We start from the raw sequence: 12585 nt of genomic DNA, 5'->3' as shown, positions 1-12585 counted from the left end.
CGCCGAGCCTCCGCGCTCTGGTCCACCTCGGCGCGCTGCACGACGCCGGGCTTGCCGAACTTGCGCAGCCAGGCGTACAGGCTGTGCGTGGTAACACCCAGGCGCTCGGCGACTTCTGCCACTTTTGAACCCGCGATCGGTCACTTGGCGGACCGCCTCGACCTTGAACTCATCTGTATACCGCTTACTGCTCATGGACACCTCCGAATTAGCCATTTTCCATGGCCTTGAGATGTCTAGGAAAGCCTGGGCGTATCACCGGCAAAGTAGCCGACGGAAATTTCGGCGGTTTGTGGTTCAACCCCCAGCAAGGCGAGAGCAGGCAAGCGCAGAGCCGGATGACGGGACACCAACCAAGCCGTCCTGATGCCATCGCCTGGGCAGGTGACAAGCGCCACCGCTTGGGTTAATGTACTAACACGCTATTACATTAACGCAATGAAACAACGACCTGCCCCCCGCGGAAGTACCGACGTCGCCGCGTCCCTCAAGATGCTGGCCGACGCGCTGGCATGCCTGCGCGAACCCGAGGTGGTCGAAGCGTTTCTGCGCGACCTATGCACGCCTGCCGAGCTGGAAGCCATGGCCGACCGCTGGCGGGTGGTGCCGTTGCTGGTCAAGGGCGTGCCGTATCGCGAGATCCACGAGCTGACCCAGGTCAGCGTCACCACCATTGGGCGCGTTGCGCGCACCCTGGACCACGGTGCCGGCGGCTATGCCACGGCCTTGCGCGAGCAGTCTTCGCGCCCTGACGACTCCACTGAGAGAACAAGATGAGTGCTTCCACGGCAGCGCCGGCACGTGACCGGTTGCGTATCGCCATCCAGAGGAGCGGCCGCCTGGCCGAGCCGGCGCGTAGCCTGCTGGCCGCCTGCGGGCTGAGCTGGCGGCAGAGCCGCGACAAGCTGTTCTGCTACGGCGAGTCGTTGCCGGTGGACCTGCTGTTGGTACGCGACGACGACATTCCCGGCCTGATCGCCGATGGCGTCTGCGACCTGGGTATCGTCGGCCAGAACGAGCTGGAAGAGCAGGCCGCCGAGCGCCGCCGTAATGGCTTGCCGGCCGCCTATCATGCGGTACGTGGGGTCGGCTTCGGCCAGTGCCGCCTGATGCTGGCCGTGCCGGAAGAATGGGACTGGCACGGTGTGGCGCAGCTGGCGGGCAAGCGCATCGCCACCAGCTATCCGGCAATCCTGGCCGATTGGCTGGAGCGGCGGGGCATCGAGGCGACGGTGGTGGAGTTGTCCGGTTCGGTGGAAATCGCCCCTCGCCTGGGCACCGCCGATCTGATCTGCGATCTGGTCTCCAGCGGCGCCACCCTGGCCGCCAACCAGCTCAAGCCGGTCGAACTGGTGATGGAAAGCGAAGCAATGCTGGCCGGTGCGGTGCGCGAACCTGCAGATGCGCGTGCCGGCCTGCTGGCAATGCTGCTGCGGCGCATGGACGGCGTTCTCAAGCTGCGCGACAGCAAGCTGCTCATGTTCCGCGCCGAGCAGACCAATGTCGATGCGCTGCGGCGCCTGCTGCCCGACGCCGACCCGCTGGTGCAGTTGCCCGACGATGGCAACGGCGCGCTGCGCTTGCAGACCATGTGCCATGGCGCGGTGACCTGGCAACGCCTGGAAGAACTCGAACGCGCAGGTGCGCAAGGCTTGATGGTGTTGACGGTGGAGCGCTCGCTGGCATGAACATTCTCGATTGGTCCCAACTCGACGGCGCCGCACGCATCGACGCATTGACCCGCCCGGTGCAGACCGTGGCCACCCAAACACGCGACGCGGTCGTCGCATTGATTGACGAGGTACGCACGCGCGGTGATGTTGCGTTGCGCGAGATCACCGCGCGTTTCGATGGCGTGTCGCTGGAGAGCTTGGTGGTGAGCGAGGCCGACTTCGCCGCCGCCGAAGCGGCCGTTGCACCGGAACTGCGCCAGGCCATGCAGGATGCAGTGGCGCGCATCGACACCTTCCACCGCGCCGGCATGAGCGAAGGCTATGCGGTGGAAACCGCGCCGGGCGTGGTGTGCGAAAAGATCGTGCGGCCGATCGGCCGTGTGGGCCTGTATGTGCCGGCAGGCAGTGCGCCGTTGCCATCGACGGCCTTGATGCTGGGCGTGCCGGCACGTCTGGCCGGATGCCGCGAAGTGGTGCTGTGCACGCCGCCGCGCAAGGACGGTAGCGTGGACCCGGCGGTGCTGGTGGCCGCGCAGCTGACCGGCGTGCGCCGCGTATTCAAGCTCGGTGGCGCGCAGGCGATCGCGGCGATGGCATATGGCACCGAGTCGGTGCCCAGCTGCGACAAGCTGTTCGGCCCGGGCAATAGTTATGTCACCGAAGCCAAGCAGCAGGTGGCCCAATCCGGTGCGGCGGCGATCGACATGCCGGCCGGCCCCTCGGAAGTCTTGGTGATTGCCGATGCGGGCGCGCAACCGGCCTTCGTGGCTGCCGATCTGTTGTCGCAGGCCGAACACGGCCCCGATTCGCAGGTGCTGTTGCTCTCCGACAGCGACGCGTTGATCGATGCGGTGCGAGCGCAGCTGGAAGTTCAGCTGGCTCAACTGTCGCGTGCCGACATCGCGCGCCAGGCGCTGGCGCAATCGCGGCTGATCAAGGTGCAGACGCTGGATGAGGCGTTTGCGATCAGTAATCGCTATGCACCGGAGCACCTGATTCTTGCGTTGCGCGAACCGCGTGCGTGGTTGGCGCACGTCGAGGCGGCCGGTTCGGTGTTTCTCGGCGACTACACGCCCGAAGCGCTTGGCGATTATTGCAGCGGCATCAACCACGTATTGCCGACCAGCGGTGCAGCGCGTGCGTACAGCGGCGTGAGTGTGGCCAGCTTCCAGAACATGGTCAGCGTGCAGGCAGCCAGCAAGGCCGGCATCGACGGCATCGGCCAATGCGCACTGATCCTTGCGCGGGCCGAGGGGTTGGATGCGCATGCCAATGCGGTGGCGCTACGCATGGGAGCGGCAGCATGAGCGCGTCGTCGATACTGGATCTGCTGCGCGAAGATCTGCGTACATTCGCGGGTTATTCGTCGGCGCGCACCAGCACGTTGCAGGGCGATGTGTGGCTCAACGCCAACGAGTCTGCCTGGGCGAATTCTGCCGATCCCGATGCCAGCACGCGGCGCTATCCGGACCCGCAACCCAAGGGCCTGCGCAGCGCGCTTGCGGCGCTGTACGGTTGCGCACCGAAGCAGCTGTTGATCGGCCGCGGCAGCGACGAGGCGATCGATCTGCTGGTACGCGGCCTGTGCGTACCCGGGCGCGATGCGGTGCTGGTCACGCCACCGGTGTTCGGCATGTACGCCGTATGCGCGCGGCTGCAGAACGCGCCGTTGCTGGACGTGCCGCTGGTCGATGGGCCAGATGGATTCCATGCCGATATCCCGGCAATTGTGGCAACCGCGTTGGCCTCGAATGCCAAGTTGGTGTTTCTGTGCTCACCTTCCAATCCTGCTGGCTCGGCCATTGCGCTCGACGACATCGAACAAGCGCTGCAGGCCTTGCAAGGCAAGGCGCTGGTGGTGGTGGACGAGGCCTACGGTGAATTTTCCGATGTGCCTTCCGCGGTGGGCCTGCTCGGGCGTTACGACAATCTCGCGGTGTTGCGCACGCTTTCCAAGGCGCATGCGCTGGCAGCCGCGCGTATCGGCACGCTGATCGCCAATGCCGAGTTGATTGCCTTGCTGCGCCGCTGCCAGGCACCGTACCCGGTGCCTACGCCATGCGCAGCCATGGCCGAGCAGGCCCTGTCTGCGCCGGCGCTGGAGGTCACCCGCCGGCGTATCGCCGAGGTGCGAAGTGAGCGCGAGCGTGTGCACAAAGCGCTCGCACAGCTGGCCGGTGTGCGGCAGGTCTATCCCTCGCAAGGCAACTTCCTGCTGGTGCGATTTGATGATGCCGAGGCGGCCTTCCAGGCCCTGCTCGAGGCTGGCGTGGTGGTGCGCGATCAACGCGCAGTGCCGCGCCTGGCCGACGCCTTGCGCATCACCCTGGGCACGCACGAACAGAACGAGCGCGTGCTGAGCGCGCTGCAACGCACGCAGGAGGCCGCCGCATGACCCCGATTCTTTTTGTCGACCGCGACGGCACGCTGATCACCGAACCGGCCGATTACCAGATCGACGCATACGAAAAACTGCGCTTTGTCGATCATGTGATTCCGGCGCTGCTCAAGCTGCGCGATACCGGCTATCAGTTCGTCATCGTCAGCAACCAGGATGGGCTGGGCAGCGAGAGCTTCCCACGCGCGTCCTTCGACGGTCCGAACAATCTGATGCTGCAGATCTTCGCCAGCCAGGGCATCGAATTTCGCGACGTGCTGATCGATTGCAGCTGGCCTGCCGACAACGCGCCCACGCGCAAGCCCGGCATCGGCCTGATGCTGCCGTATCTGCAGGACCGCACCATCGACTGGGCACGCTCGGCCATGGTGGGCGACCGCATCACCGACATCCAGTTCGCGCACAACCTCAATATTCGCGGGTTCCAGCTGCGCACCGACGAATTCGGCGGCAAGTGGGACTGGCCCGGCATCGCCCATGAGCTGGCCGACGCGCCGCGCCGCGCGGTGGTTCAGCGCAACACCAAGGAAACCAGGATCCGCGTCGAACTGGATCTGGATCGTGTCGCCGAACCGAAGACCGCCACCGGTCTACCGTTCTTCGACCACATGCTGGAACAAATCGGCAAGCACGGCGGTTTTGCGCTGGAGATCCGGGCAGAAGGCGATCTGCATATCGATGAGCACCACACCATCGAAGACACCGGCCTTGCGCTGGGCCAGGCGCTACGTGAAGCGCTGGGCGACAAGCGCGGTATCGGCCGTTACGGCTTCGATCCGGAAAGCAGTCCCTGGCAGGTCGCCGGCGACAGGGCGCAGTATGGCTTCACGTTGCCGATGGACGAAACCATCGCCAGCGCGGCGCTGGACTTCAGCGGCCGGCCGTATTTCGTCTTCGACGGCGAGTTCAAGCGCGAGCGCGTCGGCGACATGCCGACCGAACTGGTGCCGCATTTCTTTCGTTCGATCTGCGATGCGTTCGGCTTGAATCTGCATCTGACTGTGCGCGGTGAGAACGATCACCACAAGGTGGAAGCCTGCTTCAAGGCCTTGGCACGTGCGTTGCGCCAGGCGATCCGCCGCGAGGGCACTGCGTTGCCGACCACCAAGGGCGCGCTATGACCGATGTTACGCTGATCGATGCCGGTGGCGCCAATCTGGGCTCGGTGCGCTATGCATTGGAACGCTTGGGCGTCGACGCACGCGTGGTGCGCGATGCGGCGGGCCTGCAGGGCGCACAGCGCGTGATCCTGCCCGGCGTCGGTGCTGCCCCAGAAGCGATGTCGCGTCTGCGCGCGCAGGGCCTGGTCGAGCCGTTGCGCGAGCTGCAGGTGCCGTTGATCGGTATCTGCTTGGGGATGCAGCTGCTGTTCGAGCGTTCCGAAGAAGGCGACGTGGAGTGCCTGAGGCTGCTGCCGGGCATCGTGCGGCATATGACGCCTGCACTTGGCATCCGTGTGCCCCACATCGGCTGGAATCAACTGGTACCGATGCGCGAGTCGGCCTTGCTGGCTGGTCTGCCGGAGCGCGCCAGTGCGTATTTCGTGCATGGTTACGCGGCGCCGGTGACGGCCGACACTGTGGCCGCCTGCGATCACGGCGGGCTGTTCACCGCCGTTGTGCAGAACGGGCTGCGCTGCGGCGCGCAATTCCACCCTGAGCGTTCGGCAGATACCGGTGCACGCATCCTGCGCAATTTTCTCGAGATGAGCTTCCCATGAGTTTCACCGTTTACCCGGCGCTGGATATCCGCAACGGCCGCGTGGTGCGCCTGCTGCAAGGCGATTACGCGCGCGAAACACAGTACGGCGACGACGTGCTGCCGCGTGCGCAGGCATTCGCCGATGCCGGTGCGCAGTGGATGCATCTGGTCGATCTGGATGCGGCCAAAGCGGGCGGCTACACCTTGGTCAGCACGCTCGGCGAGATCGCGCGTGCCACCGGCTTGCGCGTGCAGACCGGCGGCGGTGTGCGGTCGCGCGAGGATGTCGCGCGCATCCTCGACGCCGGCGCGGCACGCGTGGTGATCGGCTCGTTGGCAGTGCGCTATAGCGAGATGGTGATTGGCTGGCTGCAGGAATTCGGCGCCGATCGCCTGACGATCGCACTGGATACGCGCCAGGACGCCGATGGCATCTGGCAGTTGCCGGTGCACGGCTGGACCGAAGCGGCAGACGCCACGCTGGATCAATTGGCCGTGCGCTACGCGCAAGCCGGGCTGCAGCATCTGCTTTGCACCGACATCGCCCGCGACGGCATGCTGTCTGGCCCCAACATGGCGTTGTACGCGCATCTGCGCGCACTGACGCCGCAGCTGCAGGTGCAGGTCTCCGGCGGCGCGCGCAATCTTGCCGATGTTGCCGCGGCCAAGGCCGCAGGTTGCGCCGGTATTGTGCTGGGCAAGGCGTTGCTCGAAGGACATCTGGATCTCGACGAGGCACTGGCATGCTGAGCCGTCGCATCATTCCGTGCCTGGACGTGCGCGATGGCCGCGTGGTCAAGGGCGTCAAGTTCCGCGACCACATCGACATGGGCGACATTGTCGAATTGGCCTTGCGCTACCGCGCGCAGGGCGCCGACGAACTGGTGTTCTACGACATCGGTGCCAGTCCGGAAGGGCGTTCGGTCGACTACACCTGGGTCGAGCGGGTGGCACGGCTGATCGATATTCCGTTCTGCGTCGCCGGTGGCATTGGCGACGTGGAAACGGCGCGTGCGGTGTTGCATGCCGGCGCCGACAAGATTTCCATCAATTCGCCCGCGCTTGGCCGCCCGCAATTGATCTCCGAACTGGCCGATGCCTTCGGCGTGCAGTGTGTCGTGGTCGGCATCGATTCAATTCGTGAGGAAGATGGTCAGTGGCGCGTGCGCCGCTACACCGGCGACCCGAGCAAGACCCAGGCGCTGCCAATGCGCACGCTGGATTGGGTGGCCGAAGCGCAGCGGTTGGGCGCAGGCGAAATCGTGCTCAACTGCATGGACAACGATGGGGTGCGCCGCGGCTACGATATCGCCCAGCTGCGGCAGGTGCGCGCGTTGTGCCGGGTGCCCCTGATCGCTTCCGGCGGTGCGGGCGAGATGCAGCACTTTGCCGATGTCTTCGACCAGGCCGATGTGGATGGCGCATTGGCCGCCAGCGTGTTTCACAGTGGCGCGATTCCGATCCCGGAACTCAAGAAATTCTTGTGCGCGCAACAGATCGAGGTACGCGATGGGCAGTAACGAAGTGGCGACGGGCGATGCGCTCGCAACGCTGGATTGGAGCAAGGGCGAGGGCCTGTTGCCGGTGATCGTGCAGGACGCCGACACACTGCGCGTGCTGATGCTGGGCTACATGAATGCCGAAGCCTTGGCCGTCACCCGGCAGCGCGGTGACGTCACGTTTTTCAGCCGCAGCAAGCAGCGCTTGTGGACCAAGGGCGAGAGCTCGGGGAACGTATTGCGCGTGGTGTCGATCCAGACCGACTGCGACGCCGACACGTTGCTGGTGCAGGCGCGCCCGCATGGCCCGACCTGTCACCTGGGCCGCACCAGTTGCTTCCCGTCCGCGCCCGGGCAATTTCTGGGCAGCCTGGATGCACTGGTGGCCGAGCGCGAGCGTGAGCGGCCGCACGGTAGTTACACCACCAAGCTGTTCGAACAAGGCATCCGCCGCATCGCGCAGAAGGTGGGCGAGGAGGGTGTTGAAACCGCGCTGGCCGGCGTGGTGCAGGACGAAGACGCATTGCTCGGCGAATCGGCAGATCTGCTCTATCACCTGATCGTGTTGTTGCGCGCACGTGGGCTGGGCCTTGGCGATGCGGTCGCGTTGCTGGAGTCGCGACACACATAACGTAGCCGCGTAGGCGCGGTCATGGCTGCCGCCTTCGAAAGCGCGGTGTGCGCCTCGCGATGGCATGTACAATTTCCGCTGATCTTCGCGCAGGAAAACGCATGCATCCTCGCTTCCCTTTGTTGGCACTGGGCTTGCTTGCGGCAAGCGCATACGCGCGCGACACCACGGTCGATGGCATCGTCTACGAAGAACGCGCCGGGCGCGCCGGCCGCAGCGCGGATGAGCCGGGCGTGGCCGATGTGGCGGTTTCCAATGGCGAGCAAATCGTGCGTACCGACGCACAGGGTCGCTACCGCCTGCCGGTGCGCGACGGGCAGACGGTATTCGTGATCAAGCCGGGCGATCGCCGCTTTTTGCCCGCCGCCGACGGTCTGCCCGCGTTCTGGCGCCACTACGCACCGCGTGGTTCTGCCAAGCATCGCTACAGCGGTGTCGCCGCGACCGGTAGCAGCACGCGCAACTGGGATTTCGCGCTGACTCCACGCGCAAGTACCGCAACCGATGGCTTCCAGATGCTGGTGTTTGCCGACAGCCAGACCGCCAGCCTTGCCGAGGTTGGCTATTATCGGCGCGACATCGTGGAACCGATCATCGGCAAGACCACCGCCAGGCTGGGCACCACGCTGGGAGATATCGTCAGCGACGATCTAAGCTTGTATCCGGCCTTGAACAAGGTCACTACGCAGCTGGGCGTGCCGTGGTTCCATGTGCCGGGCAACCACGATCTGAACCTGGACGCGCACGACGATGCGCAGTCGCTCGACAGCTGGCACGCGGTCTACGGCCCGGACACCTATGCGGTGGAAGAGGCCAATACCAGCTTCGTGTTCCTGGACGATGTGATCTATACGCCTGGCGGCAAGCAGGCCTACATCGGTGGTCTGCGCGACGATCAATTCGTGTTCTTGCAGAACTACCTGGCGCAGCTGCCACGCGACCGGCTATTGGTGCTGGGCATTCATATCCACCTGTTCGACGCAGCGCCGGGGCAGGAAACCTTCCGGCATGCCGATCGCCGCCGTCTGTTCGCATTGCTGAAAGAGTTTCCGCATGTGTTGGTGCTCAGCGGCCATAGCCACACCCAGCGCCAGGTGGATCACGGTGCCGAGGAGGGCTGGCAGGGTGCTCGCCCGCTGCACGAATACAACGTCGGCGCGGCCAGCGGTGCGTTCTGGTCGGGCGCCAAGGATGCCGACGGCATCCCCGATGCGACGATGAGCGATGGCACTCCCAATGGCTATGCGGTGCTGCAGGTTGCTCCCAGCGGCAACTACACGCTGGCCTATCACGCTGCGCGCACGGCCGACGATGCGCAATTGCTGCTGCACGCACCCAAGGTACTGCGCAAGGGCGCGTATGCGGCGTGGGGCGTCTACGCCAATGTCTTCATGGGCCAGGACGACACCGTGGTCGAGATGCGCATCGATAACGGCGCATGGCAGCCGATGAAGCGGGTAGAGCGTGGCGATCCGCGTGTACTGGCAGAGAATGTGCGCGACGATGCGGCCGATGCATTGCGCGGTTACGACCGCTCGCCGGAGGCTACGCCGTCCACGCATCTGTGGCGCGGCGCATTGCCGACCGCGCTTGATGTGGGCGAACACACCGTCCAGGTGCGCGTGAACCTGCCTACCGGGCAGTACAGCGCCAGCACCGTGTACCGCCTGCAAACTGCTGAGCCGTAAGGCAGTTGTCTCGCCTAATGCCCTTCTCCCACCGGGAGAAGGTGCTTCGAAGGGGGGGATGAGGGTGCGCGCAATGCTGACATCACCCAACCCCTGGGTCACCTCGCGCCAACAGAATCTAGATCACCGCTGACGGTTGCTCGTTACGTCGTGCAGCCGCTCTCGATGCAGCGAGAGGGAGCGGTGTCTTCGTGATATCCAGGACGGACAGAAGCGCGGCTGCGACCTCGCGACGTTGAATCATGCGTCAGCTGAGACGCAGCCTCCTGATCGCTACAAACACGAACGCCTCCACAAGGGAGGCGTTTCGGGATCCGGGCTGGCAGGGCGTTGGCGCGCTGGCGAAGATCGATGCTGGCTGGCGGTTGCTTGCTGGCTGCGCGAGTGTAGCGAGGCCCGGTTGGTAGTGACGAAATGAGAATTAGTCTCAGCACGCGCTGTGGCTATCGATTGGATGCTGCAGGCGCGGATGGCAGCGTAGTTGCCGGGTTCACGGTTGCCGGGGCATTCGAGCGCGGCATTGCGTCCACCGGAGCATCATCCGATGCGTCGGTGGGGTCTACGCCCTGGTCCGCCTCGGCATCCACGTCCACCGACGGATACGGATACGCCACCGCCGGCCCGAGATGCACGCCGGCACGCCAACGCGCCAGCATCGGCGCGATGCGCTTGCCCAGCGATTGCTGCGGCAACGAGGGTAGCTCGTGTTCCTGCTTTTCGCGTGCGGTGATGGCGGCTTTGGCGATGTCGAATGCGGCCAACGGGTTGTCGCTCTGGTTCATCGCATCGATCAACCACGCCTGCCCGAAATAGGTGGCGTTGGAGGTATTGCCGCAGCCGAACGAGGGCCGATCGGCACGCGCGGCGGTGAGGATCAGCGTCTGCGGCGAGCGCAATGCGGGAATGAATCCTCCCGAATAGCAGGCCGACAGCACGATGATGCGATTGTCGATGCCGGCATCGTCCAGTGCCTTGCGCAGATCCTGCGGGCTGATGAAATCCTCTTCCTTGTCGTCCACCTGCACGTACAGGCTGTGGTCTTCGGTACCGTGGGTGGTGACGAACAACAACAGCGCGTCTTCCTTGCGATCCATGCGCTTGCCGATCGCGGCAAGCGTGTCGTAGAGATTGTCGTAAGTTGCCAGCGGAGCGTATGGATGCTCGCCCAGATTGTCCGGGTTGTTGACCAGCGTGACCACGCGCCCGCGCGCATCGAAGCGTCGCTCGGACAGCTGTTTGAGGTAGAGCGTCTCGTTGCGGAAGACGTCGTCGCTGGCATCGCCGGCAAAACCGACCACATACAGGTCGGTGACGCCGGGACGCTGCGGTTGCAACGCCTTCAGCGCTTGCGCAAGAGCGGCCTGATCGACCGGATCGACTGCGTCGTGGTTCTCGGCAGGCTGAGCCTGCAATGCAGTACCGGCGTCCGGATGGCAGCCGGCCATCAACGCCATCACGACGATCAGCGTGGAAAGTCGTCGCCATACTGCATGTGGTGCCAAACGCGAATGCAGCGACATGGCGCGCGCAGAGGTCCAGGAAAGACGGGTGAAGGGGCGGAGCGCGGTGCCCGCAGTGCAGACCAGTATCCCGTCGGATAGATGCATGCGGCGCGTCGCAGCTGGAACATAGCAGCGGCCTGCGCAGCGCCAACGGCCGATCGCGCTCAACGGCAAGGAGCGCAATCGGCTTGCAGATCGTGCTTACAGCAACAGCTGGCTAAAACTCTCCACGCGCTGGTGGCTGCCGACATCGTCGGCCGAACGCGGCGTGGGGTAGTCCTCCAGGCGGTCCAGTAGCGCGGTGCGCATGCCGGCCCGCTTGGCGGCATCGAGCTCTTCGATCACATCCGACAGGAACAGGATCTCCGGCCCCGGCACGCCAATGCGCTCGGCGATGCGGCGGTAGCTGGCGCTTTCGCGCTTGGGGCCGACTTCGGTGTCGAACCAGTCGGTGATCAGTCCGCTCAGGTCGCCCGCGTCGCTGTGTGCGAAGAAGAGTTTTTGCGCCGGCACCGAGCCGGACGAATACACATACAGCGGAATGCCCGCTGCGTGCCAGGCCTTGAGCTGGATCGCCGCATCGGCATAGATATGCGCAGTGAAGTCGGCCGTCTTGTAGCCGTCGCCCCAGATCAGGCCCTGCAAGGCCTTGAGCGCGGTGTGCTTACGGTCCTCGTCGATCCAGGTCTGCAGCGTGCTGATCAGCATCTCGTCCGGCACGTCCTCACCGATTTCGTCGGCCACCTGGTTGAGCCAGTGGCGCACCTGCGGATGATTGCCGTGTTCGCGCACATAGGCCGGCATGGCGCGGCGCGCATACGGGAACAAGACGTCCTTGACGAACGAAATGCTGCTGGTCGTACCTTCGATATCGGTGAGGATCGCTTGCGGTCGTGTCATCGTCAGCTGGCCTTGTGAGGTTTCTCGGGGACGTAGCGGGGGAATTGTTTGGCGATTTCGGTGCCGGTGAAGTATCCGACCCAGCCGTCCGGCTCGGTGAAGAATCGGATCGCCACGAAGTGCGGTTCCGGCCCCATGTCGAACCAGTGCAGGGTGCCGTTAGGCACGGCAATCAGGTCGTCCTTGACGCATTCGATCTCATAAACCTTGGCATCGACGTGCAGCGTGAACAGGCCCGAGCCGGCGACGAAGAACCGCACTTCATCTTCTTTGTGGAAGTGCTCGTCCAGAAACTTGGCGCGCATTTCTTCGCGCTTGGGGTTGTCCGGCGCGATGCTGACCACGTCCACGGTCTTGAAGCCGCGCTCGGCGCTGATGCGGTCGATATCGGCACGGTAGGCGTCCATCACCTGCTCGGGGGTGGCGCCCGGTTCAATCGGCGCGCTGGCATGCCAGCGTTCGAATGTCACGCCAATCTTCTGCAACTGGGCGGCGATCGCATCGCCGTCGCGGCTGTCGAATTCGGGGCTGGCGGGATTGGTGTCGGCAAAGATACGCAGTCGGCTCATGGCGGTCTGGCTCACGAATGGGGG

13 protein-coding genes and 1 pseudogene are annotated in these 12585 nt (G+C 64.8%); 10 read left to right on the top strand and 4 right to left on the bottom strand.

The window, feature by feature from the left end:
- Positions 1 to 195 (bottom strand): annotated as a pseudogene (locus XAXN_RS21190) (transposase); the annotation flags it as partial.
- Between the two features lie 243 nt (positions 196 to 438).
- Between XAXN_RS21190 and XAXN_RS10375 the strand changes: the two are divergent.
- The 10 genes from XAXN_RS10375 to XAXN_RS10330 all read left to right on the top strand — a co-directional run bounded on the left by XAXN_RS10375 (position 439) and on the right by XAXN_RS10330 (position 9590).
- Positions 439 to 777, top strand: a complete 339-nt coding sequence (locus tag XAXN_RS10375) for a YerC/YecD family TrpR-related protein (RefSeq protein ID WP_042823323.1) — start codon at positions 439 to 441, stop codon at positions 775 to 777.
- Positions 774 to 1688, top strand: coding sequence for an ATP phosphoribosyltransferase (gene hisG, locus XAXN_RS10370; RefSeq protein ID WP_054319492.1), 915 nt, complete (start codon positions 774 to 776; stop codon positions 1686 to 1688). The genes XAXN_RS10375 and hisG overlap by 4 nt, the downstream gene beginning before the upstream one ends.
- Positions 1685 to 2980, top strand: a complete 1296-nt coding sequence (gene hisD, locus XAXN_RS10365) for a histidinol dehydrogenase (RefSeq protein ID WP_054319491.1) — start codon at positions 1685 to 1687, stop codon at positions 2978 to 2980. The genes hisG and hisD overlap by 4 nt, the downstream gene beginning before the upstream one ends.
- Positions 2977 to 4068 (top strand): histidinol-phosphate transaminase, encoded by a 1092-nt coding sequence (gene hisC, locus XAXN_RS10360; RefSeq protein WP_054319490.1) that lies wholly within the window; start codon positions 2977 to 2979, stop codon positions 4066 to 4068. The genes hisD and hisC overlap by 4 nt, the downstream gene beginning before the upstream one ends.
- Positions 4065 to 5192 (top strand): bifunctional histidinol-phosphatase/imidazoleglycerol-phosphate dehydratase HisB, encoded by a 1128-nt coding sequence (hisB, locus tag XAXN_RS10355; RefSeq protein WP_054319489.1) that lies wholly within the window; start codon positions 4065 to 4067, stop codon positions 5190 to 5192. The genes hisC and hisB overlap by 4 nt, the downstream gene beginning before the upstream one ends.
- Positions 5189 to 5791 (top strand): imidazole glycerol phosphate synthase subunit HisH, encoded by a 603-nt coding sequence (gene hisH / locus XAXN_RS10350; protein WP_054319488.1) that lies wholly within the window; start codon positions 5189 to 5191, stop codon positions 5789 to 5791. The genes hisB and hisH overlap by 4 nt, the downstream gene beginning before the upstream one ends.
- Positions 5788 to 6522: a 1-(5-phosphoribosyl)-5-[(5-phosphoribosylamino)methylideneamino]imidazole-4-carboxamide isomerase gene (gene hisA, locus XAXN_RS10345; RefSeq protein ID WP_054319487.1), complete on the top strand. Its 735-nt coding sequence runs from the start codon at positions 5788 to 5790 to the stop codon at positions 6520 to 6522. The genes hisH and hisA overlap by 4 nt, the downstream gene beginning before the upstream one ends.
- On the top strand, positions 6516 to 7292 hold the full coding sequence (hisF, locus tag XAXN_RS10340; protein ID WP_054319486.1) for an imidazole glycerol phosphate synthase subunit HisF: 777 nt from the start codon (positions 6516 to 6518) through the stop codon (positions 7290 to 7292). The genes hisA and hisF overlap by 7 nt, the downstream gene beginning before the upstream one ends.
- Positions 7282 to 7902 (top strand): bifunctional phosphoribosyl-AMP cyclohydrolase/phosphoribosyl-ATP diphosphatase HisIE, encoded by a 621-nt coding sequence (gene hisIE / locus XAXN_RS10335; protein WP_054319485.1) that lies wholly within the window; start codon positions 7282 to 7284, stop codon positions 7900 to 7902. Before hisF ends, hisIE begins: the two co-directional genes overlap by 11 nt.
- A 101-nt stretch (positions 7903 to 8003) precedes the next feature.
- Positions 8004 to 9590 (top strand): calcineurin-like phosphoesterase C-terminal domain-containing protein, encoded by a 1587-nt coding sequence (locus XAXN_RS10330; protein WP_054319484.1) that lies wholly within the window; start codon positions 8004 to 8006, stop codon positions 9588 to 9590.
- A gap of 443 nt (positions 9591 to 10033) precedes the next feature.
- On the opposite strand, the gene XAXN_RS10325 is transcribed toward XAXN_RS10330, so the two are convergent.
- The 3 genes from XAXN_RS10325 to XAXN_RS10315 all read right to left on the bottom strand — a co-directional run bounded on the left by XAXN_RS10325 (position 10034) and on the right by XAXN_RS10315 (position 12561).
- Positions 10034 to 11110, bottom strand: coding sequence for a C13 family peptidase (locus XAXN_RS10325; RefSeq protein WP_054319483.1), 1077 nt, complete (start codon positions 11108 to 11110; stop codon positions 10034 to 10036).
- Between the two features lie 183 nt (positions 11111 to 11293).
- Entirely contained in the window at positions 11294 to 11992 is a 699-nt protein-coding gene (gene mtnC / locus XAXN_RS10320) for an acireductone synthase (protein ID WP_054319482.1), read from the bottom strand.
- A 2-nt stretch (positions 11993 to 11994) separates the two neighbouring features.
- Complete coding sequence (locus tag XAXN_RS10315) at positions 11995 to 12561, bottom strand: 1,2-dihydroxy-3-keto-5-methylthiopentene dioxygenase (protein ID WP_054319481.1); 567 nt, start codon at positions 12559 to 12561, stop codon at positions 11995 to 11997.
- Positions 12562 to 12585: the final 24 nt, after the last annotated feature.

The organism is Xanthomonas axonopodis (genome assembly GCF_001304695.1).
In the GTDB taxonomy this organism is placed as follows: domain Bacteria; phylum Pseudomonadota; class Gammaproteobacteria; order Xanthomonadales; family Xanthomonadaceae; genus Xanthomonas; species Xanthomonas axonopodis.
Note: the sequence above shows the minus strand (reverse complement) of the source record. Positions and strands in the feature narration are given on the sequence as shown.